Genomic DNA, 26,106 nt, shown 5'->3' with positions numbered 1-26,106 from the left:
GGAAATAAAGTGATATTCTCTGATGATCGTGCCACGACGCACAGATGCCCACTCACCTTAACCGCGCGGCACGCCCGTCCTGTCGGAGCCTGCCGTCACAGGAGACTTATAGTGTCTGAATTGTCTCAGCTTTCGCCACAGCCGCTGTGGGATATTTTCGCCAAGATCTGTTCTATCCCACACCCTTCTTATCATGAAGAAGCGCTGGCGCAGCACATCCTCACCTGGGCCAAAGAAAAGAACCTGCACGCCGAGCGCGATCGGGTCGGCAATATCCTGCTGCGCAAGCCGGCCACCAAAGGCATGGAAAACCGCAAGCCGGTCGCGCTGCAGGCGCACCTGGACATGGTGCCGCAAAAGAATAACGACACCGTGCACGACTTTGCCAAGGATCCGATCCAGCCTTATATCGCCGGCGAGTGGGTGAAAGCGCGCGGCACCACGCTGGGCGCCGACAACGGCATCGGCATGGCCTCCGCCCTGGCGGTGCTGGCCGACGACAGCGTAGAGCACGGCCCGCTGGAAGTGCTGCTGACCATGACCGAAGAAGCGGGTATGGACGGCGCCTTCGGGCTGCAGCCGAACTGGCTGCAGGCGGACATCCTGATCAATACCGATTCCGAAGAGGAAGGCGAAATCTATATGGGTTGCGCCGGCGGTATCGACTTCATCACTACCCTGCCGCTGCAGCGCGAAGCGGTACCGGCCGGTTACCAAACCCTGAAGCTGACGCTCAAGGGCCTGAAAGGCGGCCACTCCGGCGCCGAGATCCACGTCGGGCTGGGCAACGCCAACAAGCTGCTGGCGCGCTTCCTGTTCGCCCATGCGGCGGCGCTGAACCTGCGCGTGCTGGATCTGAACGGCGGCACCCTGCGCAACGCCATCCCGCGTGAAGCCTCCGCGGTGGTTGCGGTGCCGGCGGACAAGGCCGACGCGCTGAAAGCCCTGAGCCAGGAGTTCCTGGCGGTGCTGCAGAACGAACTCTCCGCCAAAGAGAAGAACATCACCGTACTGTTGGAGCCGACCACCAGCGCTTCGCAGGCGCTGAGCGCCGACAGCCAGCAGCGCTTCCTGGCGCTGCTGAACGGCACGCCGAACGGCGTGATCCGCATGAGCGACGCGGTAAAAGGCGTGGTGGAAACCTCACTGAACGTCGGCGTGGTCACCACCAGCGAAAACGAAGCGGAAATCATCTGCCTGATCCGCTCCCTGATCGACAGCGGCAAAGACTATGTGGTCGAGATGCTGACCGCGTTGGGCCAGCTGGCCGGTGCCAAGGTGGCGCCGAAGGGCGGCTACCCGGGCTGGCAGCCGGACGCCGACTCGCCGGTGATGCACCTGGTGCGCGAGCTGTATCAGGAGCTGTTCAACAAGACGCCGAACATCATGGTGATCCACGCCGGTCTGGAATGCGGTCTGTTCAAAAAGCCGTATCCAAACATGGACATGGTATCGATCGGGCCAACCATCACCGGCCCGCACTCGCCGGATGAACAGGTGCATATCGAAAGCGTCGGTCTGTACTGGAAGCTGCTGACCTCGCTGCTGAAAGCGATCCCTGAGCGCGCGTAAGCTGCGCGCTTAACGCAAAAAGCCGGCGACCGCCGGCTTTTTTATTCCCAAGGCAGTGCCAGCTGCCGCTCCAGCTGCGGATCGAGCAGCGTCACATGCAGCCCCACCAGCCGCACGCCGCGCCCTTCACGCCGCTCGCGCCACGCCTGCCGCGCCACCTCCAGCAAATCCTGCCGGTTCAGCACCGGGAACACGTGCTCCTGGGTGGTTTGCTGAAAATCCTGAAACTTCAGCTTCACGCCCTGCCGGGCGATCTGCAGATCCGGCTTCACCTTGCGCAGCCGCATCTCCAGCTCGGGATAGAGTTTGTCGATAATCAGCGTTTCGCAGTCTTCCCAGTCGTGAATATCCTCCGCCAGCGTGCGCTCCACCCCCACCGATTTGCGCAGCCGCTCCGCCGAGATTTCGCGCCGATCGATGCCCTGGCACCGCTCCCACAGCACCCGGCCGAATTTGCCGAAGCGCTTGAGCAGCTGCGCCAAATCGTATTGCTGCACGTCGGCGCAGGTGATAAGCCCCACCTCTTCCAGCCGCTTGGCGGTCACCTTGCCGACGCCGGGGATCTTGCTGAGCGGCAGCTGTTGCAAAAACGCCGGCACCTGCGCCGGCGTGATCACGTATTGCCCGTTCGGCTTGTTTATCTCGGAGGCGATTTTGGCGAGAAACTTGATCGGCGCAACGCCGGCCGAGGCGGTGAGGTTCAGTTCGTCGGCGATCGCCTGGCGGATCTCCTGGGCGATCAGCGTTGCCGAGCCATTGCATTGCGGGCTGTCGGTCACGTCGAGGTAGGCTTCATCGAGCGACAGCGGCTCGATCAGCGGAGTATACCGGGCGAAGATTTCGCGGATATGCAGCGAGGCCTCTTTGTAGGCCGCCATGCGCCCCGGCAACAGGGTGAGGTGCGGGCACAGCTTGAGCGCCATTGCCGTGGACATGGCGCTGTGTACGCCGTAGCGCCGCGCCGGGTAGTTGGCGGTGCTGATCACCCCGCGGCGATCGGCGCTGCCGCCAATCGCCAGCGGGATATCGCGCAGGCTGGGATCGTCGCGCATTTCCACTGCCGCGAAGAAGCAGTCCATATCGACATGAATGATTTTACGCATCGCACCCTCCAGTAACACTGTATAAGTATACAGTCAGATACCGAAAGCTCAAGGCCGCAGGATTCGACGAAAGCACCGTTTCCGCCAGATATTTCCGCGTTGTTAAAAAAGCTTAATTTTTCAATAGTATGATTTCCGCCATCCCGTGCGGCTCACCACAACGATAACGACAAGGTACCCTACATGATCAGATTTTCTTATTTGCTGCTGGCTTCCGCGCTGTCGCTGAGCGCGCTGGCGGCCAGCGCTGCCGGTCACGCGCCGGCGATCGTCGCCCACCGCGGCGGCACCGCCGATGCGCCGGAGAACACCCGCATCGCCATCGAAACCGCGCTGAAAAACGGCGCCGACGCCATCTGGATCACCCTGCAAGAATCCAAAGACGGCGTCATCGTGCTGTATCGCCCTTCGGATCTGAAAGCGTTGACCAACCGGCAGGGCCCGGTCTCTGCCTATACCGCCGCGCAGCTGGCCGAGACCGACGCCGGCTGGGCCTTCGCCAGGGGAGATGCGCACCCGTTCCGCGGCCAGGGCATCGGCATTCCGCGGCTGGACGACGTGCTTAAAGCGTTTCCGCACGTCACCTTCTATCTGGACATCAAATCCCCGGACGCCGATCCGGCGCAGTTTGGCCAGGCGCTGCTGGCGACGCTGGAGAGCACCGACAGCCTGAACCGCATCCGCGTCTACTCCACCGACGCCAAATACCTGCAGGCGCTGCCGCCAGCCATCCCGCGCTTCGAAAGCCGCGACGAGACCCGCACGCTGCTGGCCAACGTCACCATGGCGCACCAGTGCGACGTCAAACCGGATAACCGGCAGCCGCGCTGGTACGGGCTGGAGCTGAAGCGCGAGGTGGAAGTGGTGGAGAAATATACCCTCGGCGAAGGGCGTTCGAAGGCGTTTCTGACCTGGGATAAAGAGTCGATGGACTGCTTCCGCTCGCAGGGCCCGGCGCACATCATCCTGTTCGGCGTCAACTCGCCACAGGAGTATCAGCAGGCGCTGGCGCTGGGCGCCGACGGCGTGATGGTTAACTCACCGGCCGAGGCTAAAAGCTTCCGTAAGGCGAAATAAAAAACCCGGCCTTGGCCGGGTTTTCGCTACAGCTACAGAATGCGGTGCTTGTCCAACTGCTCGCGCCGCTGCGCCGCTTTGGCTTCGCGCTTTTTACGCGCATCGCAAGGTTCCGGGCAGTCGCAGACTTTCTCCATCCCCAATGCGGTGATGCCGCCGCAGCTGCCCTGCAGGCTTTTGCGTTTGAACACGTAGCCCAGCGACATCCCGCCGACGATCAGCAGGAACAACACGAAGGTGGCGGCGAATACCGTCAGCATAGCAACCTCACGAACGCTTTTTCAGGTAGGGTTTGAACGCGTCCGAATAACGCTCCTCAAACCCGTCGGCGGTTTTCACGATCATGAACACCGGGATACCGAGCAGATTGGCCAGCGCCAGGCCGCGCTCCGGCCCCATCACGTTCAGGCCGGTGGACAGGCCGTCGGCGGTCATGCAGGTCGGGCTCAGTACGGTGATCGACACCAGGCGGTGGTTGATCGGCCGGCCGGTGATCGGATCGATGGTGTGCGAATAGCGTACCCCGTCCTGCTCGAAGTAGTTGCGATAGTCACCCGAAGTAGCGATCGACATCTCCCCCGGCTGGATCACCAGCTGCGCCTGCTGCTGCGTGCCGGCGGTCGGGCGCTCGATGGCGATGCGCCACGGCTTTTGCTCGCCGTTGCGCCCGCGAGTGCGGACTTCACCGCCGATATCCACCATGTAGTTTTGCACGTGTTGCGATTGCAGGTACTCCGCCACCACGTCCACGCCGTATCCTTTGGCGATCGACGACAGGTCGACATACAGCTCGGGGATGTTTTTCACCAGCGCGTTGCCCTGCACCGACAGTTTATCGGCCCCAGTCCAGGCGCGGCGGTGCGCCAGCTCCGCCTCGCTCGGCACTTTATCCGGCCGCCCTTCCGGGCCGAAGCCCCACAGGTTGACCAGCGGCCCGACGGTCACGTCCAGCGCACCGTCGGTGACGCGGTTGATGCGAAGCGCTTCGCGCACCACCTCAGCGGTGGCCGGCGAAACCGGGAACGGCCGGTCAATGTCGCGGCTGGTGTTGAAGCGGCTCAGCTCAGAGTCCGGCCGGTAGGTGGACATCTGGTCGTTCACCTGCTCCAGCCGTTTGTCGATCTCCGCCTGCATCTCGCGCGCCGACGGCGTATCGTCACCGGTCACGTAACGGATCGAATACGAGGTGCCCATGGTTTTACCCGTCAGATCCACCTGTTCCGGCCCGCAGCCGGTCAGCAGCAGGGTGGCGCTCAGCGCCACGCCCGTCAGCCAGTTCTTCATCGCCAATGCGCGCATTTAGCCACCAAAGTCATCCAGCATGATGTTTTCGTCTTCGACGCCCAGATCTTTCAGCATCTTGATCACCGCAGCGTTCATCATCGGCGGCCCGCACATGTAAAACTCGCAGTCCTCCGGCGCCGGGTGATTCCTCAGGTAGTTCTCCAGCAGAACATTATGGATAAAGCCGGTGTAGCCGGTCCAGTTATCTTCCGGCTGCGGATCCGACAGCGCCACGTGCCAGGTGAAGTTGTCGTTCTCCGCCTGCAGCTGGTTGAAGTCGTCTTCATAGAACATCTCGCGCAGCGAACGCGCGCCGTACCAGAAGGTGATCTTGCGCTTCGAGTTCAGGCGCTTGAGCTGGTCGAAGATGTGCGAACGCATCGGCGCCATGCCCGCGCCGCCGCCGATGAAGATCATTTCGGCGTCGGTGTCCTTGGCGAAGAACTCGCCGAACGGCCCGGAGATCGTCACCTTGTCACCGGCTTTCAGCGACCAGATATAGGAAGACATGATGCCCGGCGGCACGTCCGGGTTGTTTGGCGGCGGCGTGGCGATACGCACGTTGAGCATGATGATGCCCTTCTCTTCCGGGTAGTTGGCCATCGAGTAGGCGCGCACCGTGGTGTCCTTCACCGTCGAGCGGTAGCGGAACAGGTTGAACTTGTCCCAGTCGCCGCGATACTCCTGCGGCACGTCGAAGTCGGCGTAGCTGATGTCGTGCGCCGGGGCCTCGATCTGGATGAAACCGCCCGCGCGGAACGGTACGTCTTCGCCATCGGGGATCTTCAGCTTCAGCTCTTTGATAAAGGTGGCTTTGTTATCGTTGGAGATAACCTCGCACTCCCATTTCTTCACGCCGAAGATCTCTTCCGGCAGCTCGATCTTCAGGTTCTGCTTCACGTTCACCTGGCACGCCAGGCGGCAACCCTCTTTCGCTTCGCGCTTGTTGATGTGCGAGAGCTCGGTCGGCAGGATATCGCCGCCGCCCTCTTTGATCACCACCCGGCACTGGCCGCAGGAACCGCCGCCGCCGCAGGCCGAGGAGACGAAAATCCCCTGGCTGGAGAGCACGTTGAGCAGCTTGTCGCCCGCCGGCGCATGGAAGCTCTTATCCAGATCGCCGTTGATTTCCACCGCGATGTCGCCGGTATTCACCAGCTTCGATTTGGCGAACAGGATCAGCAACACCAGCACCATCACGATGGTGGTGAACATGGCTACGCCTAAAATAATTTCCATAAATTCTTCCCGCCTTTACAACTGAACACCGGAGAAGGACATGAAGCCCAGCGCCATCAGTCCGGTGGTGATAAAGGTAATGCCCAGGCCGCGCAGCCCTGCCGGCACGTTGGCATACTTGAGTTTTTCGCGGATCCCCGCCATGGCGACGATCGCCAGCATCCAGCCGGTGCCGGAACCGATGCCGTACACCACCGATTCGGCGAAGTTGTAGTCGCGCTGCACCATGAAGGACACGCCGCCGAAGATGGCGCAGTTCACGGTGATGAGCGGCAGGAAGATGCCGAGCGCGTTATACAGCGACGGGAAGAAGCGATCGAGGATCATCTCCAAAATCTGCACCAGCGCCGCGATCACGCCGATGAAGGTGATGAAGTTGAGGAAGCTCAGATCGACGCCTTCCACCAGCGCGCCGTCGCGCAGGATCAGGTTGTAGACCAGGTTGTTCACCGGCACCGAAATGCCGAGCACGATGGTCACCGCGATGCCCAGGCCAAAGGCGGTCGAGACCTTCTTCGACACCGCCAGGAAGGTACACATCCCGAGGAAGAACGCCAGCGCCATGTTCTCAACGAACACCGCGCGCACAAACAGGCTGATATAGTGTTCCATCGGCCTTTACTCCTTTTCGATCTGCGCCGGCTTCAGGGTGCGCAGCACCCAGATCAGCAGGCCGATGATGAAGAACGCGCTCGGCGCCAGCAGGAACAGGCCGTTCGGCTGATACCAGCCGCCGTTCTGCACCGTTTCCAGCACCGGGACGCCGAACAGCTTGCCGGAGCCAATAAGCTCGCGCAGGAAACCGACCAGCACCAGGATCACCCCGTAGCCCAGCCCGTTGCCGATGCCGTCCATAAAGCTCTCGATCGGCGGCGACTTCATGGCGTAAGCCTCGGCGCGCCCCATCACGATACAGTTGGTGATGATAAGGCCGACGAACACCGACAGCTGCTTGGAGATCTCGAACGCGTAGGCGCGCAACAGCTGATCGACCACGATCACCAGCGAGGCGATGATCGCCATCTGCACGATGATGCGCACGCTGTTGGGAATATGGTGACGGATCAGCGAGATGAAGAAGCTGGAGAACGCCGTGACCAGCGTCACCGCAATGGTCATCACCACCGCCGTCTCCAGCTTGGTGGTCACCGCCAACGCAGAACAAACGCCCAGCACCTGCAGGGCGATCGGGTTATTGTCGAACAGCGGCCCCAGCAGGACCCGCTTTATCTCTTTGGAATCAGCCATTTTTCAGCGCTCCTTCACGAACTTTTTTCAGGAACGGGCCGAAGCCGTGCTCGCCCAACCAGAAATCAAACGTATGCTGCACGCCGTTGGAGGTCAGCGTGGCGCCGGACAGGCCGTCCACCCCGTGCACATCCCCCTGACGCGCGCCGCCTTTCACCACGCGGATCGCCGGCTGGCCGTTGTCGTCGAACAGCTGTTTGCCGACCCACTGCTGGCGCCAGGACGGGTTCTCGACCTCGCCACCCAGCCCCGGGGTTTCCCCCTGGTCGTAGTAAGTGATGCCCTTGACCGTGTTGCCGTCGTTATCCAGCGCCACGAAGGCGTACATCATCGACCACAGGCCGGTGCCGTATACCGGCAGCACAATCTTGTTCACCTGGCCGCTTTCATCGCGCACCAGGTAGATTTCCGCCTGATTGCTGCGGCGCTTGATGCCGGCCGGATCGTCGCCCGCCGCCAGCGCCACGCTTTTGGCGTCGTCGCGCAGCGCGGCGCCCAGATCGAACGCCGCCACCTTGCCGGCGACAAACTCGCCGCTGTTCAGATCCACCAGGCGCGGCTCGATGCGCTCGCTGTACAGGCGCTTGACCTGCTCGCTCTCCATTTTCGGCTGCAACAGGCCGGCTACGTCGAGAATATTGCGCTGCTTATCGAGCAGCTTTTGCTCCTGCTGTTTGGACTTCAGGCCGACGGCGGAGCCCGCCACCACCACTGAACACACCAGACACAGCAGCAGCACTACCAGCAGCGTTTTACCGATGCCGTCGTTTTTCGCTTCATTCGCCACGGGCTTTTCTCCGCTTGATGTTGGCCTGCACCACCAGATAATCGAACAGCGGTGCGAACAGGTTGGCGAACAGGATCGCCAGCATCATGCCTTCCGGATAGGCGGGGTTGACCACCCGGATCAGCACGCACATCACGCCGATCAGAATGCCGTACCACCATTTCCCCTTGTTGGTGAAGGAGGCGGAAACCGGGTCGGTCGCCATAAAGATCATGCCGAAGGCGAAACCGCCCAGCACCAGATGCCAGTACCACGGCATGGCGAACATCGGGTTGGTATCGGAACCGATGGCGTTGAACAACAGGGCGGAAGCCACCATGCCGAGCATTACGCCGGCGACGATGCGCCAGGAGGCCACGCGGCCGAACAGGATAATCGCCCCGCCGATCAGGATCATCAGCGTGGAGACTTCACCGATGGAGCCGGGAATGTTGCCGAGGAAGGCGTCCATCCAGCTGATGGACTGGCCGGTGGCCACGTTGCTCAAGCTGTGCGCCCCGCCAGCGCTCCACTGCGCCAGCGGCGTCGCGCCGGAGAAACCGTCCGCAGAGGTCCACACCAGATCGCCGGAGATCTGCGCCGGATAGGCGAAGAACAGGAAGGCGCGGCCGGCCAACGCCGGGTTGAGGAAGTTGCGCCCGGTGCCGCCGAAGATCTCTTTGGCCACCACCACGCCGAAGGTGATGCCCAGCGCGGCCTGCCACAGCGGCAGGGTCGGCGGCACGATCAGCGCGAACAGGATAGAGGTGACGAAGAAGCCTTCGTTGACCTCATGCTTGCGGATAATGGCAAACAGCACTTCCCAGAAGCCGCCGACGACAAACACCACGGCGTAGATCGGCAGGAAGTAACAGGCGCCCAGCACCATCTTGCTGACCCAGCCGGCGTCGGCCGCCAGCGAGGCGCCGAGCCACTGCGCCAGGCGATAATGCCAGTCGCCCGCCAGCACCTGTTGCAGCTCGTCGCCGCTGTACAGATGGTGCAGCGCCGGGATTGCCTGCTGGCCGACGTTGTACATGCCCCAGAACATCGCCGGGAATACCGCCAGCCACACCAGGATCATCATGCGTTTCAAATCGATGGCGTCGCGCACGTGCGAAGCGCCGCGCGTCACCGTGCCGGGGGTATAAAACACCGTGGTGGTCGCTTCATACAGCGGGTACCACTTTTCCAGTTTGCCGCCCGGCGTGAAGTGATGCTCTATCTTCTCAAAATAATTCTTCAGGCCCATCGGTTATCCTTCCTGCTCAATCTTGGTCAGCACCTCGCGCAGCACCGGCGCGTACTCATACTTGCCGGGGCAAACGAAGGTGCACAGCGCCAGATCTTCCTCGTCCAGCTCCAGGCAGCCCAGCGCCTGCGCGCTGTCGCTGTCGCCCGCCAGCAGATCGCGCAGCAGCAGCGTCGGCAGAATATCCAGCGGCATCACCCGCTCGTAGTTGCCGATCGGCACCATGGCGCGCTCGCCGCCGTTAGTGGTAGTCGAGAAGGCGAACAGTTTGTTCTTCAGGAAGTGGCCCAGCGTGGTGCGGGTAATGGAGAACTTGTTCGGCGAAGGCACGATCCAACCGAACAGCTCTTTGTCGCGCCCTTCTTCCAGCACCGACACCTGCGAGTGGAAACGGCCAAGCCAGGCGTTCGGGCCGGCGGCGTGCATGCCGTTCAGCACCGAACCGGAGATCACCCGGTTCTCGCTGTCTTTCAGGCGGCCGGCGGTCAGCTCCTCGAGGCTGGCCCCCAGGCGGGTGCGCAGCAGCGCCGGCTGCGCCACCTGCGGCCCGGCCAGCGCCACGACCCGGCGGGTATCGAGCTTACCGGTGGTGAACAGCGTGCCGATGGCGATGACGTCCTGGTAGCCGATGTGCCAAACGGTTTTCTTCAGGCTGACCGGTTCCAGGAAGTGAATGTGCGTACCCACCAGCCCGGCGGGGTGCGGGCCGGCAAATTCGCTGTAGGCGATCTGCGGGCTGCTCTGCTGGCCAACGGAGGCACCGGCGGCGTGGCATACGTGTACCTTGCCCGTCGTCAGGCGCGCCAACACCAGCAGCCCGGCGTTGAACGCCGCCTGCTGTTCGGCGATGATCACCTGCGGATCGGCGGCCAACGGCTGGGTATCCATCGCGGTGACGAAAATGGCGCGTGCTTCGCTGCCGGGGCTCGGCGTTTTGCTGAACGGACGGGTGCGCAGCGCGGTCCACAGGCCGCTGGCGATCAGTTCACTCTCGACCTGTTCGCGCGGCAGCTGGGCCAGCTCACCCAGCGGGTAATGCGCAAACTCGAGCTGATCGTCACCGCCGTTTTCCAGCGCAATCACCACCGATTGCAATACGCGCCGTTCGCCGCGGTTAATCGCGGCGATGCGGCCGCTGGCGGGAGCCGTGAAGAAAACCCCGGGGTTTTTCTTATCTTCGAACAACGCCTGGCCTTTCTTAACGGTATCGCCTTCCTGCACCAGCATGGAGGGACGCATTCCGACATACTCTTCCCCAAGCAGGGCGACATGCTGAATGTTCGGGCCGTCTTGGATCGCCTGAACCGGAGCCCCGGCTATCGGCAGATCTAACCCTTTTCTGATCTTAATCATAGGATTTATACGATGTAGTTTGGTTTACACGTCTGCCCGGCCCCAGAGGCGGGTGCTGACGATGCCAGGATTGCCGGGCAGTGCGCATGGCGGCACGCCCAACATGAACTTTCTCGCAGTGAAAAATCGGGGTAACGCGCATTCCCTTGATTCCCCCTTTCCGTTGTTTGCTCGACAGTCGATGTGTTAACGGCCTGTAGCCAAATAACCATCAAAACGGCCGGGTTATATGCCATAAACCCTGCCACTTCAATCGCCACAGCGCGTTAAATTGAAGAGGGAATATTAACATTGTTCGCAACATTGTTCTGCGTTCCGTCGTGACTTGGGTCAAGCAAACACAATTAAATTTCGCCTGTTTTTCACTACTTATCGTTAAAATCTGCCGGTCATTTCACTTTTATCGAGCTTTGTCGTTTTTTTATACATATCACGTATTGCTAAAAATAAACGCGCTGGTAATCTGGCGGTGTTTTGCAGCAGTAAAAACAATAATCAGTGGCATGCCGACCAACGTCATTGGCTGGCAGATAAATATAAGCAGGAATAATAATGAGCAAAATCGCGCTGTTGTTTGCGATGCTTGTTTCTATGCCGATGATCACGGCCTGCAGCGCCAGCGAGCAGGTACCGGAAACGCCGGTAGTTAAACAGCAATTATTGGGTTCGCCGGTCTATATTCAGATCTTCAAAGAGGAACGCAAGCTGGAATTGTATGCCAAAATGGGCAATGAATTCCGCCTGGTCAACACGTTCCCGATCTGTAATTTCTCCGGTGGGCTGGGTCCTAAACGTCGTGAAGGCGACTTTAAAAGTCCGGAAGGCTTTTATAGCGTTGACGCGCGCCATCTGAAACCCGACAGCAAGTATTATCGGGCGATCAATATCGGTTTCCCTAATGATTACGATAAATCGCAGGGCTATTCCGGCGCTTATCTGATGATCCACGGTGAATGTAAATCGATCGGCTGTTACGCGATGACCAACACCTATATGGATGAGATCTATCGCTATGTCGAAGCCGCCTTCGCCTATGGCCAAAGCCGCGTCGACATCAGCATCTACCCGTTCCGCATGACCGAGCAAAACCTCAAGCGCCATGCGTCATCCAGCTATATCGCCTTCTGGCGCCAGCTGAAGCCGGGCTACGATTACTTCGCGAAGAACCACCAGCCGCCGATGATGACCGTGGACAACGGCCAGTACGTGCTGGGTCAACCGTTGATGAGCAGCGGCCAGATGACGCAGTACGCGTCAGCCAGCCCGACGCCCAACACCAACCCCTTCGCTCAGAACAAGCCGCTCACCGAAGTGAAATAACGCGAACTCGCCTGGCTCAATCTTGTGCCAGGTTTCGTTGGCGGTCAGCGGTTGGGTGGCGATCACCGTGACCACATCGTTCGGTGTGGTCTGCTGCTGAAAATCGATTTCCACATCCTGATCGAGCAGCGTCGCCTTGCCGAACGGCGCGCGGCGCGTGATCCAATACAGGTTGGTAGAGCAATAGGCCATCACGAAGCGCCCGTCCGACAACAGCATGTTGAATACCCCTTTCTTGCGCAGCTGGCTCGCCAACAGGCCGATGTAGCGGAAAACCGCCGGCCACTGGCTCGGGGTGCGCGGGTATTTCAGCGCCAGCTGATGCAGCAGCCAGCAGAACGCGTATTCGCTGTCGGTCTGGCCGACCGGGCGAAACGTGCCGGTATCCAGCTGACGGTAGCCTTTCAATTGGCCGTTGTGCGCGTAGGTCCAGTTGCGGCCCCACAGTTCGCGGGTGAACGGGTGGGTGTTTTCCAGCGCCACTTCGCCGCGGTTGGCCTGGCGAATATGGGACACCACCGCACAGGACTTGATCGGGTAGTCCTGCACCAGGCGGGCGATCGGCGAGTTGAAGCTCGGCTGCGGATCCTTGAATGTGCGGCAGCCGTTCCCTTCATAGAAGGTAATGCCCCAGCCATCCTTATGCGGCCCGGTGCGGCCGCCGCGCTGTACCAGGCCGGTAAAGCTGAAGCAGATATCGGTCGGTACGTTTGCGCTCATCCCGAGCAGTTCACACATCGCCAGCACTCCTTAACCACACTGACACAGGCCGTGCGGGCGCAGCATGCGGCGCCCGCAGTCTTATTCTTGGGGAGCCGCAGCTCCCCGCAGGCTATCAAGCCTTAACCATCTCTTTTTCGATCAGCTGAATCAAGATGTGAATCGCTTTGATGTGGATTTCCTGAATGCGGTCGGCGTAGCCGAAGTGCGGCACGCGAATTTCCACATCGGCGGAACCCGCCATCTTGCCGCCGTCCTTGCCGGTCAGGGTGATCACTTTCATCCCCTTGGCGCGCGCCGCGTCGATGGCCTTGATGATGTTGCCGGAGTTGCCGGAGGTGGAAATGCCCAGCAGCACGTCGCCTTCGCGGCCTACCGCTTCCACATAGCGAGAGAAGACGTACTCATAGCCGAAGTCGTTGCTGACGCAGGACAGGTGGCTCACGTCCGAGATGGCAATCGCCGGGTAGCCCGGGCGGTTTTCACGGTAGCGGCCGGTCAGCTCTTCGGCGAAGTGCATCGCGTCGCAATGGGAACCGCCGTTGCCGCAGGAAATCACTTTACCGCCGGCTTTGAAGGAATCCGCCAGCAGCACCGCCGCACGTTGGATGGCGTCGATGTTGGCGTCGTCATTGATAAATTTCGCCAGGGTATCAGCCGCTTCGTTCAGTTCACTGCGAATAAGGTCGTGGTACATGAGGAACCTCTTGTTATCGTCAAATCTTCCGCTCCGCAGTGTACCGGATCGCGGAAACAGCGAGAAGCATTCTCAGCCAAACAGCGCGCCGGTTAAGGAAGCGGAGAGGTTTTTGATGATTGGTGCTGTCAGTTTGTGACCTGAGTTGTAATTAAACTGTAAACGCATTGATAAAAATTCTGCCTTGTACTAAAACCTATTACATACACACAACAGGTCAGACCTCTTACTACTTCGGAGCTTCTTATGATGGTTCTTAGTATTGTCGTTTTACTGGCTCTCCTCGGCGTGGTGTTCTACCACCGAGTGAACCTTACCCTCAGCAGCCTGATCCTGGTGGCGTACACCGCCGCCATGGGCGCGATTGGCCTGTGGAGCTTCTGGCTGTTGCTGCCGCTGGCGATCGTGCTGCTGCCGCTGAACCTTTCCTCCCTGCGCCGTTCCCTGCTCTCCGCACCGGCGTTGCGCGCCTTCCGCAAGGTGATGCCGCCGATGTCCACCACCGAGAAGGAAGCGATCGACGCCGGCACCACCTGGTGGGAAGGCGATCTGTTCCGCGGCGCGCCGGACTGGAACAAGCTGCACAGCTACCCGAAACCGCGCCTGACGGAAGAAGAGCAGGCGTTTATCGACGGCCCGGTGGAAGAAGCCTGCCGCATGGCCAACGACTTCCAGATCACCCACGAACTGGCCGATCTGCCGCCTGAACTCTGGGCATACCTGAAAGAACACCGTTTCTTCGCGATGATCATCAAGAAAGAGTACGGCGGTCTGGAATTCTCTCCTTATGCTCAGGCGATGGTGCTGCAAAAACTGGCCGGCGTTTCCGGCATCCTGGCGATCACCGTCGGCGTGCCGAACTCCCTCGGCCCGGGCGAACTGCTGCAGCACTACGGCACCGAAGAACAGAAAAACCACTATCTGCCGGGCCTGGCGCGCGGCGACGAGATCCCTTGCTTCGCGCTGACCAGCCCGGAAGCGGGCTCCGATGCCGGTGCCATTCCGGACGTCGGCACCGTGTGCATGGGCGACTGGCAGGGCAAGCAGGTGCTGGGCATGCGCCTGACCTGGAACAAGCGCTACATCACGCTGGCGCCGGTCGCCACCGTACTGGGCCTGGCGTTCAAACTGCATGACCCGAACCGCCTGCTGAGCGACAACGAATCCCCGGGCATCACCTGTGCGCTGATCCCGACCAGCACGCCGGGCGTGGAAATCGGCAACCGCCACTTCCCGCTGAACGTGCCGTTCCAAAACGGCCCGACCCGCGGCACCGACGTGTTCGTCCCGATCGATTACATCATCGGCGGCCCGAAAATGGCCGGCCAGGGCTGGCGCATGCTGGTTGAGTGTCTGTCGGTCGGTCGCGGCATCACCCTGCCGTCCAACTCTACCGGCAGCCTGAAATCCATCGCCCTGGCGACCGGCGCCTACGCGCACATTCGTCGTCAGTTCAAGATCTCCATCGGCAAGATGGAAGGGATCGAAGAGCCGTTGGCGCGCATCGCCGGCAACACCTATGTGATGGACGCCGCCGCTTCGCTGATCACCTATGCGCTGGTGCAGGGCGAGAAGCCGGCCGTGCTGTCTGCCATCGTCAAATATCACTGTACGCACCGCGGCCAGCAGTCGATCGTTGACGCCATGGACATCGCCGGCGGTAAAGGCATCATGCTCGGTGAATCCAACTTCCTGGCTCGCGCCTATCAGGGCGCACCGATCGCCATCACGGTGGAAGGCGCGAACATCCTGACCCGCACCATGATGATCTTCGGTCAAGGCGCGATCCGCTGCCATCCTTATGTGCTGGATGAAATGGCGGCGGCGCAGAGCAACGATCTGAACGCCTTCGATAAATCGCTGTTCGGCCATCTGGGCCACGTCGGCAGCAACAAGGTACGCAGCTTCTGGCTGGGCCTGACCAACGGCCGCACCAGCGCCACGCCGACCAAGGACGCGACCCGTCGTTACTATCAGCAATTGAACCGCCTGAGCGCCAACCTGGCGTTGCTGTCGGACGTTTCCATGGGCGTGCTGGGCGGTAGCCTGAAGCGCCGCGAGCGCATCTCCGCTCGCCTGGGGGACATCCTCAGCCAGATGTATTTGGCTTCCGCCGTGCTGAAACGCTTTGACGACGAAGGCCGTCAGAAAGAAGATCTGCCGCTGGTGCATTGGGGCGTGCAAGACAGCCTGCATAAAGCCGAACAGGCGCTGGATGACCTGCTGCGTAACTTCCCGAACCGCTTTATCGCCGGCGCGATGCGCTTCGTGGTCTTCCCGCTCGGCCGTGTGCATACCGCACCGTCCGATCGTCTGGATCACCAGTTGGCCAAGATCCTGCAGGTACCTTCCGCCACCCGCAGCCGTCTGGGGCGCGGCCAGTACCTGACGCCGAGCGAACATAACCCAATCGGCCTGCTGGAAGCGGCGCTGGCCGACGTGATGGCCGCCGAGCCGATTCACGAACGTCTGTGCAAGGCGGTCGGCAAAAACCTGCCGTTCACCCGTCTGGATCGTTTGGCGGAACGCGCGCTGGAAGAAGGCAAGATCAGCGCCGACGAAGCGAAAATTCTGGTGAAAGCCGAAGAGAGCCGTCTGCGCTCCATCAACGTGGACGACTTTGCGCCGGATGCGCTGGCGGCCGCCAAGCCGGAAAAGCCGGCGGCGCAGTCTAAGCGCCAACAGCAGACCGAAGCGGCTTAACGCCAATTCCCACTCCACTCATCCTAGGGGCGATCATCATCGCCCCTTTTTCTTTTCTTGCATCACGAACTGCGCACCGCGCCGCAGGTTGGCGCAACGGCGGATTTCACGGGAAGGAAGTTCGAGTAGACTGCGCGGCGGGTGCTCTGGATCTTTCTGTCCGGAGCCTTGGCAAAGGAGAGAAAGAGAAAGGCCCCGAGTCGATATTATCAACCCGAGGCCACTCTGATGCCAAGCAACATCAGGTTAGCCTCTTACCCGCCGCAAGGCAAGGATAGGGAGGTCAAAAATGCAGCAAAAACGGGTCGTACTTAAACTGGTGATCGTCTGTATGACGCTGATCGCGTTCATCTGGCTAACCCGCGGTTCGCTGTGCGAACTGCGCATCAGGCTGGGAGACTCGGAGGTTGCGGCCACTTTGGCTTACGAATCCGAACGGTAAGGCAACCCAACGGCGGGGTTCGCCCCGCCCGTTGGCCGATGATGTCAGGCAGGATCCACGAGCCCCCGTCTTTTCAACCGCTGACCGTCAGTTTGTCGTAGCCGCGCAGGCGGTAATTCACCACCGACACCAACCAGCAGAAGATGAACACGGCGATCACCCAATAGCCCATCTCCCCCAGATGATCGTTGAGCCGTGCGACGGCGTCCCACAGCGGGCCGGACAGCGCCAGCTTGTCGGCGATAAGCCCGAGCGCTTCGATGCCGCCGATAAACACTGCGATGATCACCGACGCCGCCGTGATGGTCATGTTGTAGTACAGTTTGCGGATCGGTTTGGAGAACGCCCAACCGTAAGCGCCAATCATCACGAAGTTGTCGATGGAGTCGATCAGCGCCATGCCGGCGGCGAACAGCGCCGGGAACAGCATGATGCTCCACAGGTTCATGCCATGGCCCGCACCGGCGGCCGAAATCCCCAGCAGCCCGACCTCGGTGGCGGTGTCGAAGCCCAGGCCAAACAAGAAACCCACCAGGTACATGTGCCAGCTCTGGTTCACCAGCCTGAACAGCGGGCGGAAACAGCGCGCCAGCACACCGCCGCCGCTCATCAGCAGATCCAGCGATTGATGCGCTGGCAGCTCGCCCGCCTTCACCTGCCGGAACGCTCGCCACACGGAGATCAGCACCAGCAGATTGATAAAGGCGACCGTCAGCAAAAACAACGAGGACACCAGCGTGCCGATCAGGCCGCCGGTCTCGTGAAACCAGCCCATCTGACGGCTGAACATCATCGCCGTCGCGGCAATCGCGGCCGAGGCCAGCACCACGATGGTCGAGTGGCCGAGCGAGAAGAAGGTACCGACCGCCACCGGCGTTTTGCCCTGCTGCATCAGCTTGCGGGTCACGTTGTCGATCGCGGCGATGTGATCGGCATCCACCGCATGGCGCAGACCAAAACTGTAGGCCAGCAAGGCGGTGCCCATCAGCGCGGCATTGTCTTTGAACACCGCCAGCGCCAGCAGCCAGACGATGACGTTGACCGCCACCAGCCCCAGCAACAGGGATACCGCCCGTCGCCGGGCCGCGCCATGCAATCCTTCGGAAACTACCGCCATACCCACACTCCTGTTTTATCGTTATGTTCAAATCAATGGATTAGCGCCGCGCCGCGATCACCGCCGGATTAGCGCTCAAAAACAGCCAGGACGCGATCACGAACGGCATGGTCAACGACGGCATGCCCAGCGGGGCCAGCAGGGTATTGAACGCGCCCTGCACCAGCACCGTAAAAATCACGCCGAGCAGCGTATAGATCAGCACTCGCCGGCCGGGTGGGTTGAAGACGGATCCCAGCGCCACCGCCGTCAGCACTGCGCTGAAGGCGTACAGCCCGGCGAAAACCGCCTGCGGATCGGCGCCGATCGCCAGCGATGTGGCCACCGCCAGCAACGCGCCGAAAAAACCCAGCAGCATCGCGCGCGGCGACGACACCGCCAGCCCGAGCAACAGCAGTACGCCACCGCTCACGCTGCTGCACAAAAAGACCTGAGAAACGCCATGCAGCGCGCCGCTCAGCATCTCTGCGACGCCGGGATGCGCGTAGAACACCGCCCCGTCGGCCGGGATGGCCGCCGCCGGCAACCGTACATGCCGCAGATGGCTGAACGGGTAGCTGGCCAACAGCACCGTCCAGGTGGTCAGCACGAAAGGCGCCGTCAGCGCCGCGATCTTCCAGGTGCGCAACAGCCGATTGAGGCCAACGGTGACGATCACCGAGATCGTGCTGCTGAACATCACGCCGATCCACAGCCAGGCCGAGGGCAGTAAAAAGGTCGGCAGCGCGGCGCCGACCAGGCAGCCGTTGTAGCCATACAGCCCAGAGCGCAACGCCGTGCGATCGTCCACCAGCCACGCCGCGCTCAGCGTCGCCGACGCGGTGCCCAGCAGACAGCCGAAGGCCACCTGCGGCAACCCTTCCTCATAGGCGCCCACGAAAATGGCGATAAAAAACAGTAATCCGGTCAACGGGTTATTTTGAAACATCACCTGCGAACAGCCGCGCAGCACCGCATCCGCCGCCGCCGCTATCCGGCTGTGGGCACACAGACCGCCCCAACTCCACCTTGTCGTCATGACCGCTTCCCGCTGCAGATTAGCGCCAGATAAAGGGCTCCGGCAGCGTCACGCCCAGGATCTCTTCCCGGGCGACGCGCCAGAAAACGCGAATGGCCGCCTTCACCTGGCGCGCCTCTTTGCCCAGGGCCTTAAAGATCAGCCCACACTCGTTGGGCAACCGGCTGACGCCGCTGGCGATCCCCTCAACCTCGTCATAATGGGGCGCGATGCGATCGAGGATCCGCTGATGGTGCTCGGGCGGCGTCAGCAGGATCACATTGCCGAACACGTCGAACGGCCCCATCACGCCGACCCCGTTCAGCGGGTGTTTATGCGGCTCCAGCACATAGCGTTCGACAAACAGCGTCTTGCCCTCGGGGCGGCAGGCACTGATGCGCGAGGAGTACACGTCGAATCTGAACCCGCGATCCGCCTGATGGTGTTTGCGCCCCGACATCAGGATCTCGCCGTAGAGCAGCGTCGCCGTCGGGTGTAGCGTAATGCGGGTATCGGTAATGAAGCGCGAACCGCAGTGGGGGATCACCGGATCGGGCATCATCTCCAGATAGCTGCCCTCTTCGAGCGTCAGCGTCTGCATCTGCGCCGCGTAATTATTTTCCATGGCGTGGATCTTGGTCGCCGACTGGGTGGTGACATGCCCGCAGGCCTGGGGAGCGACCTGCACCTCGAGCGTCAGGCGATCGCCCTGCAAGATGCATCCCGAGGTGGAGATGACGAACACGCACGGCATCTGCGGCAGCGCTTCATCCCAATACAGCGCCCGCTGCACCAGAAACGGTACGCGCCGCTCCATCTGCCGCAGCACGCTGCGATGCCCGCTTAGCGCAAACCCCAGCCGCAGATAGCCGGTTTTGCCCACGCCGCCGCTGGCCATTTGCGGCGGCTCATCCTGATAATCGGCCAGCTCCGGCGCATCGGCGCCAAGCTGCGCGACGCGCCTCGCGGCTTCACTGACCGCCGTCATACCGCCGCCGACGGCGCATGGGTGAACAGGAAATCACGCATGATCATGTCCACCAGCTCGTCGATGCCTTCGCCGGTTTTGCAGTTGGTGAGAATATAAGGCCGCTCGCCGCGCACCACGCGGGTGTCGTGTTCCATCACCGCCAGGCTGGCGCCGACATAGGGGGCCAGATCGATTTTGTTGATCACCAGGATGTCGGCCTGCACCAGGCCCGGCCCGTTTTTACGCGGGATCTTTTCCCCTTCGGCGACGTCGATGACATAGATGTAAAAGTCCGCCAGCGCCGGGCTGAAGGTCAGCGTCAGATTATCGCCGCCGCTCTCGATCATCACCACGTCGCTTTCCGGAAAGCGGGCCTCCATCTCCTCTACCGCCGCGATATTCATGCTCGGATCCTCCCGCACGGCGGTATGCGGGCAAGCGCCGGTTTCCACGCCCAGAATTTTCTCCTCGTCCAGGATCCCCTTGAGCGTGCGCTTGACCTGTTTGGCGTCTTCGGTGGTGACGATGTCGTTGGTGATGATCAGCGGGCTGATGCCCCGCTCGATCAAGCGCGGCGTGATGACTTCAATGATCGCGGTCTTGCCCGAGCCTACCGGGCCGCCGATACCGATGCGGGTAATTTTCTTCACTCTGCTCGTTCCTTATTATCAGTTGCTGAACAGTCGGGTAAATGCGCCGACGTGCAGTGCGGCCAGGACATCGGTCACCGGCGCGTAAGAGGCCATTTGTTCAACGCCGCCGCGTTCGGCTTCGTCGCAAAAAACGTCGATGTCCCGGTTGAGTTGAAACAGGATGCGTTGGGTGTCGATATGGGTGACGCGCATCAGGCGCATGGCGGCGCTGAGAATGGTCATCGCCACGCCGTACTGATGCATCACCGCCACCTCGCGCGGGCCGGCGCCCAGCGCCGTCATCACCACCGCCTGCGTCACCGGATAGGTGCCGGCGGCGCGGCCGGTTTTGATCTGCTCAAGCCACCAGACCACCTGAGGTTCGTCGCAGATGGCCGCCGCCATTTCCGCCAGCTTTTTTCCCATCCGCACCACCATGTTGCGGCCCTCTTCGTTCAGCTTGCGGTTGAACAGTGCCCAGTCGTGCCCCATCGCCGCCTCGCGATCGCCGGCCTGCAGCGCCCGGCAGGCCGCCGTCACCGCTCGGCCGTCGCCGCCCGCCGCCTGTTGCAAGGCGGTGCGGGTGAACGACTGCAGCGTGTCGGCATCGCGCACGATGCCGGCCTGGATCGCCGACTCGACGCCGTTGGAAAAGGCGAACGCCCCCACCGGCAGCACCGAGTCGGCAAACTGCAGAATGCGAATCAACTGGACGGCGTTCATTTCAGTTTGATCACATGCTGGCCGAGGAAGGGGCTGTCGACATGCACATGGGTGGCGGAATCCTCCGCGCCGCCGAACAGCAAGCGCGCTTCGGGCTGGGTCAAATGCGGCAAAATGCTTTCGCCCTTCACGAACGAATAAGGCAACGCGTGGAAACCGTGGGTTTTCATCACCGAATCCATCACCTTGGTCGCCACCGTCAGCGGAATAAAGATGCGATTCCCTTTGATGACCGATTTCCAGTGCTGATTGCCCAGCGCATGCCCCAGTTCGAACGCGGTCTTCAGCACCGTCGCCATATCGGTCGCCAGCAACGACTCAAGATGGATGACCATCACGTCGCGCAGGTTCATCTGCACCACCACCGCGCTGCGGTTCGCTTCGTCCCAAAGCAACACGTCGCCGTCGGCCAGCACCTGATGACGATCGAGGGAGATGCCGAGATCCTGGCCGTCGCGGGTCGTCTTGCGGCAGCGGCTTTTCTGCGCCTCCCACTGCGAAAGCGCCAGCACGTCCAGCGAGGCGTGTTGCAAGCGTTCGCGCCAGTCGGCATCCCGTTTGATATTGCCGAGTATCTTTTCAATCACGATCATGAGCGGCGGTTCCTAGCTGAAGAAATAGCGTTGATTAAGCACGGCGGTGGAGATGGGCTTCACCGTGGCGTGTTCGCCGTTGACCTTGACCGCGAAGGTTTCGGGATCCACCTCGATGTTCGGCGTTTCCGCATTGCGCACCATGTCCTGCTTGGAGATCGCCCGGCAGTTATGCACCGCCATCACCTGCCGCTCCAGCCCCAGTTTCTCTTTGATGCCGTCATGCAACGCGGCGCCGGAGACGAAGGTGACGCAGGTTTCCTGCAGCGATTTGCCCATGGCACCGAACATCGGGCGGTAGAACGTGGGCTGCGGCGTCGGCAACGACGCGTTGGGATCGCCCATCACCGCCCAGTTGATCATCCCGCCCTTGATCACCAGCTTCGGCTTGGCGCCGAAGAAGCGCGGCTCCCACAGCACCAGATCGGCCATCTTGCCGACCTCGACCGAACCCAGCACGTGGCTGATGCCCTGCGCAATCGCCGGGTTGATGGTGATCTTCGCCACGTAGCGCAACACGCGGAAGTTGTCGTGCTCCGCCGCGTCTTCCGGCAGCTTGCCGCGCGCGACTTTCATCGCATGTGCCGTCTGCATCACCCGCAACCAGTTTTCGCCGACCCGCCCCATCGCCTGGGAATCGCTGGAAAACATCGACAGCACGCCCATGTCGTGCAGCACGTTTTCCGCCGCGATGGTTTCCGGCCGCACCCGGCTTTCAGAGAACGCCACGTCGGCCGGCACATTGGGATTGAGGTTGTGGCACACCATGATCATGTCGAACAATTCAGCCTGGCTGTTGATGCCGAACGGCAGCGTGGGGTTGGTGGAGCTCGGCAACACGTTCATCTGCGCGGCAACCTTGATGATATCCGGCGAGTGCCCGCCGCCGGCGCCTTCGGTGTGGAAGGTGTGGATGGTGCGCCCTTCAAAGGCGTCGATGGTGTCTTCGACGTAGCCGCCTTCATTCAGGCTGTCGGTATGCACCGCCACCTGAATATCCATGTCGTCGGCCACGCGCAACGCGTGGCGCAGCGCGGAATTGGTGGCGCCCCAGTCCTCATGCACTTTCAGCCCCGCCACGCCGGCGGCGATTTGTTCGACCAGCGGCGCAGCGTGCGAAGCGTGCCCCTTGCCGAGCATCCCCACGTTGACCGGCATAGTCTCGAAGGCGCGCAGCATGCGGTGGATATGCCAGGGCCCGGCGGTCACGGTGGTGCCGTTGGAGCCGTCGGTCGGCCCGACGCCGCCGCCGAAGAACGTTGTCACGCCGTTGGAGAGCGCATGCGCCGCCTGCTGCGGCGAAATGAAGTGGATATGCGTATCGATGCCGGCGGCGGTCAGGATCAGGTGCTCGCCCGAGATAGCGTCGGTGCTGACGCCCACCACCATCCCGGGCGTGACGCCGTTCATCATCGCCGGGTTGCCGCTTTTGCCGATGCCGGCGATCAGGCCGTTTTTGATGCCGACGTCCGCCTTGATCACCCCTTGCCGGGCGTCCAAAATCGTTACGTTGGTAATCACCAGATCCAGCACGTTATCGCTGGTTAATCGGTTGTCGGCGCCCATGCCGTCACGCAGCGACTTGCCGCCGCCGTAGACCGATTCCTCGCCGTAGCCGCGCAGGTCTTTCTCTATTTCAATAAACAGTTGCGTATCGCCCAAACGAATTTTATCGCCGGTGGTTGGGCCGAACAGCCCGGCATATTCTTGCCTGGAGAGAGTTGGCATGCGTTATTCCTCGCTCGTTTTCGTCGGCGCCTGATCGAGGTTTTTATAACCCAGCTCAATAGCTCGCTTTACATCTATCGTTTTCTTTACTCTTTCACCGGCCGCAACCGGGCTGTCCCCCGCCCAACCGTCCACCAGATTATTAAATCCGTAGACCGTTTGTTTGCCGCCGATGGCAATAAGCGCCACCTCAATCTCGTCACCGGGTTCAAAACGGATCGCCGTCGTGGCAGTGATATTCAAACGCTTGCCAAAGGCGGCAGCGCGATCGAATTGCAAGGCTTTGTTGGCCTCAAAGAAATGAAAATGCGAACCGACCTGAATAGGTCTGTCGCCGGTGTTACGCACCGTTAAAATAAGGCTTTCGCGATCTTCATTGAAGGTAATGGGGGTTTCGGACAGGATATAGCCGCCGGGCGGCACGTGCTTTTCTGGGTCATGCTTTTTCATCGAAATACCTGTGCTGATAAGGTTTATCCATGGCAATCAGGAACGCAAACCGCACTTACTGAATCGGATCGTGCACCGTCACCAGGCGGCTGCCGTCGCTGAATATCGCTTCGACCTGCACGTGCGGGATCAGCTCCGCCACGCCGTCCATCACGTCATCGCGGCTCAATACCTGCCGCGTGTCGTTCATGACTTCTTCCAGCGTTTTTCCCTCGCGGGCGCCTTCCAGCGCTGCGGTGGTAATAATCGCCACCGCCTCGGGGTAATTCAGCTTTATCCCTCTGGACTTTCGCTTTAATGCGACGTCGGCCAGGGTATAGACCATCAACTTTTCAATTTCTCTTGGCGTTAATTGCATGGGGCACTCCGATCTCGATAGGAATAATCAGACAAAACGAGGCCAAATGTGATTAATAGTTAATAACCTTGCGTTATTTATTTGCGTTTATCTGACCCTCGAACAATCTAGGAGGTAATATTGAGATGATCAACCCACAACTTTATTCACGTTAGAGCATGAGTTATCCCACGCCATAAAAAAGTAACGGTGACATGATAGTTTTTATCGATAAAATTTCTTTTTTTCTCTTTCTGTTTCCACAATAAAACGATCAAAAAAAGCACAGCCCACCCTGCTTTGTTTTCACCACCTCAATAAAACCCAGAAAAATACCCTCCTCAGGCACCAAACCATCAATATTAAAGACATGTAACCAACGGTCAGAAAATATAATTAAATTTACAAATAGGGCACGAACAAAAATACATTTTTAGTTAAAAACAATTTATCTATTCTATTGCTGATACCAATAAGTTCTTAAAAATAAAAAACCCGGCCGCAGCCGGGTTTGCCTCATTGCCGAGTTATTCAGCCTTGTTGACGAATGCGCGCCAACAGCGCGTCAATATGCTCGATCTGCGGCGCATTGACGATCAGCGTGCGCCCCAGTCCCAGCGCATGACGCTGGCAGTCGAGGCGCATGTCGGCGTCGGCGATGCTGTCCAGATCGGCGACGTGCGCCAGGCCGATGGTGCGCCGAATCAGTTCGGTACCGCAGTACCCGACCGCATCGGCCCAGACCTGTTGCAGGAACTGCTCGGCGTAACCCGGCGTCGCCAGTGCCGCATCCCGGCTTTGCTGATGGCACAGCGCCAGGAAGCGATCGGCAAAGATCAGCCACAGCTCGCGCACATCCTGCAAGCGCTGCTCGCGCCCGGCGGCGGCGTCGCGCGGCCCGAACAGCCCCGGCTGGCCGCAATAGTTGAGCAGCAGGTTGCCTAACGCCGTGCCGACATCGAAACCGATCGGGCCGTAGAAACCGAATTCAGCGTCGATCGCTTTCAATCGCCCTTCCGCCACGAAAATTGAACCGCTGTGAATATCGCCGTGCAGCAGCGCCTCCGCCTTGCTGAGAAAGCGATGTTTCAGGCCGGCGACGGCCAGCTTCAGCGGCGTATCCTCACGCAGCGCCTGCACCTGCGGCAACAGCGCCGCCTCGAAGCGATTGCGCTCATGATCGATATAAGGATCGGTAAAGAACAGATCTTCGGTGATCTGGCACAGCTCGGGGTTGGTGAAACGGCTGACTTCCGCCTTCTTCTGCTGCGCCGACTGATAAAAATCGGAGGTGTGGAACAGCGTCTGCGCCAGGTATTCCGCCAGTTGCCCGGCCGCCAGCGGGTGATAGTTGCCCTGCACCAGCTCGCTGCGCCAGATGCGATGGTCGGAAAGGTCTTCCTGCACCATCACCGCCAATTCGGGATCGTGATGCAAGACTTTTACCGTATGCCGCGGGCAGAAGCCGCCGTGGACCAGCAGCGTTTCCGCTTCGATGCGCGCCCGATCCAGCGTCAACGGCCAGGATTCGCCCACGCAACGTACGTAAGGCAGCGCCTGTTTGACGATCACCCGGCTCACCCCTTCGCGATCGCGGATCTTGAACACCAGATTCAGGTTGCCGTCACCGATCTCGTCAGCGCTGACCAGTGCCTGCGGTTCAGACACCCGACCGTATTGGCGGGCGTATTCAACGGCGTCGGTAGCCGTAAACGTACGATAAAGCGACATTCCCCAACCCCTCTGTTCTCTCTCACCGATCCCAGCGATTCTGTTTATTTAG

General features: G+C 60.7%; 26 protein-coding genes. 5 read left to right on the top strand and 21 right to left on the bottom strand.

Going from position 1 to position 26,106, the window contains the following annotated elements; translation table 11 throughout:
- The first annotated feature begins 111 nt into the window (after nt 1–111).
- A complete protein-coding gene (pepD, locus tag ACUXAC_RS16465) occupies nt 112–1,572 on the top strand; it encodes a beta-Ala-His dipeptidase (protein ID WP_060425301.1) in 1,461 nt (486 codons plus the stop codon).
- A 41-nt stretch (nt 1,573–1,613) separates the two neighbouring features.
- Here pepD and dinB read toward each other — a convergent pair whose 3' ends face one another.
- The gene (gene dinB, locus ACUXAC_RS16460; protein ID WP_387443349.1) at nt 1,614–2,675 is read right to left on the bottom strand and encodes a DNA polymerase IV; all 1,062 of its coding nucleotides are present in this window, start codon (nt 2,673–2,675) and stop codon (nt 1,614–1,616) included.
- 183 nt (nt 2,676–2,858) lie between these two features.
- Here dinB and ACUXAC_RS16455 point away from each other — a divergent pair, with 183 nt between their 5' ends.
- Entirely contained in the window at nt 2,859–3,752 is an 894-nt protein-coding gene (locus tag ACUXAC_RS16455; protein WP_060440626.1) for a glycerophosphodiester phosphodiesterase family protein, read from the top strand.
- Between the two features lie 32 nt (nt 3,753–3,784).
- On the opposite strand, the gene nqrM is transcribed toward ACUXAC_RS16455, so the two are convergent.
- From nqrM to ACUXAC_RS16415, 8 genes are read right to left on the bottom strand one after another with little or no spacing between them, the layout of a single operon-like run.
- Entirely contained in the window at nt 3,785–4,012 is a 228-nt protein-coding gene (gene nqrM, locus ACUXAC_RS16450) for a (Na+)-NQR maturation NqrM (RefSeq protein ID WP_004930244.1), read from the bottom strand.
- 7 nt (nt 4,013–4,019) lie between these two features.
- On the bottom strand, nt 4,020–5,051 hold the full coding sequence (locus tag ACUXAC_RS16445) for an FAD:protein FMN transferase (protein ID WP_342120880.1): 1,032 nt from the start codon (nt 5,049–5,051) through the stop codon (nt 4,020–4,022).
- Nucleotides 5,052–6,275, bottom strand: coding sequence for an NADH:ubiquinone reductase (Na(+)-transporting) subunit F (gene nqrF / locus ACUXAC_RS16440; RefSeq protein ID WP_342120878.1), 1,224 nt, complete (start codon nt 6,273–6,275; stop codon nt 5,052–5,054). It lies immediately after the preceding gene.
- A 15-nt stretch (nt 6,276–6,290) separates the two neighbouring features.
- Complete coding sequence (gene nqrE / locus ACUXAC_RS16435; RefSeq protein ID WP_015376732.1) at nt 6,291–6,887, bottom strand: NADH:ubiquinone reductase (Na(+)-transporting) subunit E; 597 nt, start codon at nt 6,885–6,887, stop codon at nt 6,291–6,293.
- 6 nt (nt 6,888–6,893) lie between these two features.
- Nucleotides 6,894–7,523 carry an NADH:ubiquinone reductase (Na(+)-transporting) subunit D gene (locus tag ACUXAC_RS16430; RefSeq protein WP_004930232.1) on the bottom strand — a complete coding sequence of 210 codons (630 nt, stop codon included), beginning with the start codon at nt 7,521–7,523 and terminating at the stop codon, nt 6,894–6,896.
- Complete coding sequence (locus ACUXAC_RS16425) at nt 7,516–8,310, bottom strand: Na(+)-translocating NADH-quinone reductase subunit C (protein WP_387443343.1); 795 nt, start codon at nt 8,308–8,310, stop codon at nt 7,516–7,518. The genes ACUXAC_RS16430 and ACUXAC_RS16425 overlap by 8 nt, the downstream gene beginning before the upstream one ends.
- A complete protein-coding gene (locus tag ACUXAC_RS16420; RefSeq protein ID WP_033649926.1) occupies nt 8,300–9,541 on the bottom strand; it encodes an NADH:ubiquinone reductase (Na(+)-transporting) subunit B in 1,242 nt (413 codons plus the stop codon). The genes ACUXAC_RS16425 and ACUXAC_RS16420 overlap by 11 nt, the downstream gene beginning before the upstream one ends.
- A 3-nt stretch (nt 9,542–9,544) precedes the next feature.
- Complete coding sequence (locus ACUXAC_RS16415) at nt 9,545–10,894, bottom strand: Na(+)-translocating NADH-quinone reductase subunit A (RefSeq protein WP_387443340.1); 1,350 nt, start codon at nt 10,892–10,894, stop codon at nt 9,545–9,547.
- A gap of 552 nt (nt 10,895–11,446) precedes the next feature.
- Here ACUXAC_RS16415 and dpaA point away from each other — a divergent pair.
- Complete coding sequence (gene dpaA, locus ACUXAC_RS16410; protein WP_060425295.1) at nt 11,447–12,214, top strand: peptidoglycan meso-diaminopimelic acid protein amidase; 768 nt, start codon at nt 11,447–11,449, stop codon at nt 12,212–12,214.
- Here dpaA and ACUXAC_RS16405 read toward each other — a convergent pair.
- Both ACUXAC_RS16405 and lpcA read right to left on the bottom strand, forming a co-directional pair.
- A complete protein-coding gene (locus ACUXAC_RS16405; protein WP_004930222.1) occupies nt 12,149–12,952 on the bottom strand; it encodes a class II glutamine amidotransferase in 804 nt (267 codons plus the stop codon). The genes dpaA and ACUXAC_RS16405 overlap by 66 nt on opposite strands.
- Nucleotides 12,953–13,049: 97 nt before the next feature.
- A complete protein-coding gene (lpcA, locus tag ACUXAC_RS16400) occupies nt 13,050–13,631 on the bottom strand; it encodes a D-sedoheptulose 7-phosphate isomerase (RefSeq protein WP_004930220.1) in 582 nt (193 codons plus the stop codon).
- Nucleotides 13,632–13,877: 246 nt separating this feature from the next.
- On the opposite strand from lpcA, the gene fadE reads away from it, so the two are divergent.
- Together fadE and ACUXAC_RS16390 are read left to right on the top strand one after the other, a co-directional pair.
- The gene (fadE, locus tag ACUXAC_RS16395) at nt 13,878–16,334 is read left to right on the top strand and encodes an acyl-CoA dehydrogenase FadE (RefSeq protein ID WP_038871338.1); all 2,457 of its coding nucleotides are present in this window, start codon (nt 13,878–13,880) and stop codon (nt 16,332–16,334) included.
- 289 nt (nt 16,335–16,623) lie between these two features.
- A complete protein-coding gene (locus ACUXAC_RS16390; RefSeq protein WP_004930217.1) occupies nt 16,624–16,776 on the top strand; it encodes a Hok/Gef family protein in 153 nt (50 codons plus the stop codon).
- 73 nt (nt 16,777–16,849) lie between these two features.
- Here ACUXAC_RS16390 and ACUXAC_RS16385 read toward each other — a convergent pair whose 3' ends face one another.
- The 10 genes from ACUXAC_RS16385 to mtnK form a co-directional block, all read right to left on the bottom strand.
- Entirely contained in the window at nt 16,850–17,893 is a 1,044-nt protein-coding gene (locus tag ACUXAC_RS16385; protein ID WP_049271941.1) for a HoxN/HupN/NixA family nickel/cobalt transporter, read from the bottom strand.
- A gap of 40 nt (nt 17,894–17,933) precedes the next feature.
- The gene (yut, locus tag ACUXAC_RS16380) at nt 17,934–18,911 is read right to left on the bottom strand and encodes an urea transporter (RefSeq protein WP_100397109.1); all 978 of its coding nucleotides are present in this window, start codon (nt 18,909–18,911) and stop codon (nt 17,934–17,936) included.
- 19 nt (nt 18,912–18,930) lie between these two features.
- Nucleotides 18,931–19,878, bottom strand: a complete 948-nt coding sequence (locus ACUXAC_RS16375) for an urease accessory protein UreD (RefSeq protein ID WP_049202286.1) — start codon at nt 19,876–19,878, stop codon at nt 18,931–18,933.
- A complete protein-coding gene (ureG, locus tag ACUXAC_RS16370; protein WP_019454316.1) occupies nt 19,875–20,510 on the bottom strand; it encodes an urease accessory protein UreG in 636 nt (211 codons plus the stop codon). The genes ACUXAC_RS16375 and ureG overlap by 4 nt, the downstream gene beginning before the upstream one ends.
- Nucleotides 20,511–20,528: 18 nt before the next feature.
- Complete coding sequence (locus ACUXAC_RS16365; protein ID WP_049202285.1) at nt 20,529–21,215, bottom strand: urease accessory protein UreF; 687 nt, start codon at nt 21,213–21,215, stop codon at nt 20,529–20,531.
- The gene (gene ureE, locus ACUXAC_RS16360; protein ID WP_047572557.1) at nt 21,212–21,808 is read right to left on the bottom strand and encodes an urease accessory protein UreE; all 597 of its coding nucleotides are present in this window, start codon (nt 21,806–21,808) and stop codon (nt 21,212–21,214) included. Before ureE ends, ACUXAC_RS16365 begins: the two co-directional genes overlap by 4 nt.
- A gap of 12 nt (nt 21,809–21,820) precedes the next feature.
- Nucleotides 21,821–23,536, bottom strand: a complete 1,716-nt coding sequence (locus ACUXAC_RS16355; protein WP_060440636.1) for an urease subunit alpha — start codon at nt 23,534–23,536, stop codon at nt 21,821–21,823.
- Between the two features lie 3 nt (nt 23,537–23,539).
- Nucleotides 23,540–23,986, bottom strand: coding sequence for an urease subunit beta (locus ACUXAC_RS16350; protein ID WP_087763216.1), 447 nt, complete (start codon nt 23,984–23,986; stop codon nt 23,540–23,542).
- 55 nt (nt 23,987–24,041) lie between these two features.
- A complete protein-coding gene (locus ACUXAC_RS16345; protein WP_100397111.1) occupies nt 24,042–24,344 on the bottom strand; it encodes an urease subunit gamma in 303 nt (100 codons plus the stop codon).
- 510 nt (nt 24,345–24,854) lie between these two features.
- Nucleotides 24,855–26,054 (bottom strand): S-methyl-5-thioribose kinase, encoded by a 1,200-nt coding sequence (gene mtnK / locus ACUXAC_RS16340; RefSeq protein WP_387443325.1) that lies wholly within the window; start codon nt 26,052–26,054, stop codon nt 24,855–24,857.
- Between the last annotated feature and the right edge of the window lie 52 nt (nt 26,055–26,106).

Source organism: Serratia sp. 121840015-1 (assembly GCF_053627655.1).
The sequence above is the reverse complement of the archived record's forward strand: the minus strand, read 5'-3'. Positions and strand labels throughout refer to the sequence as shown.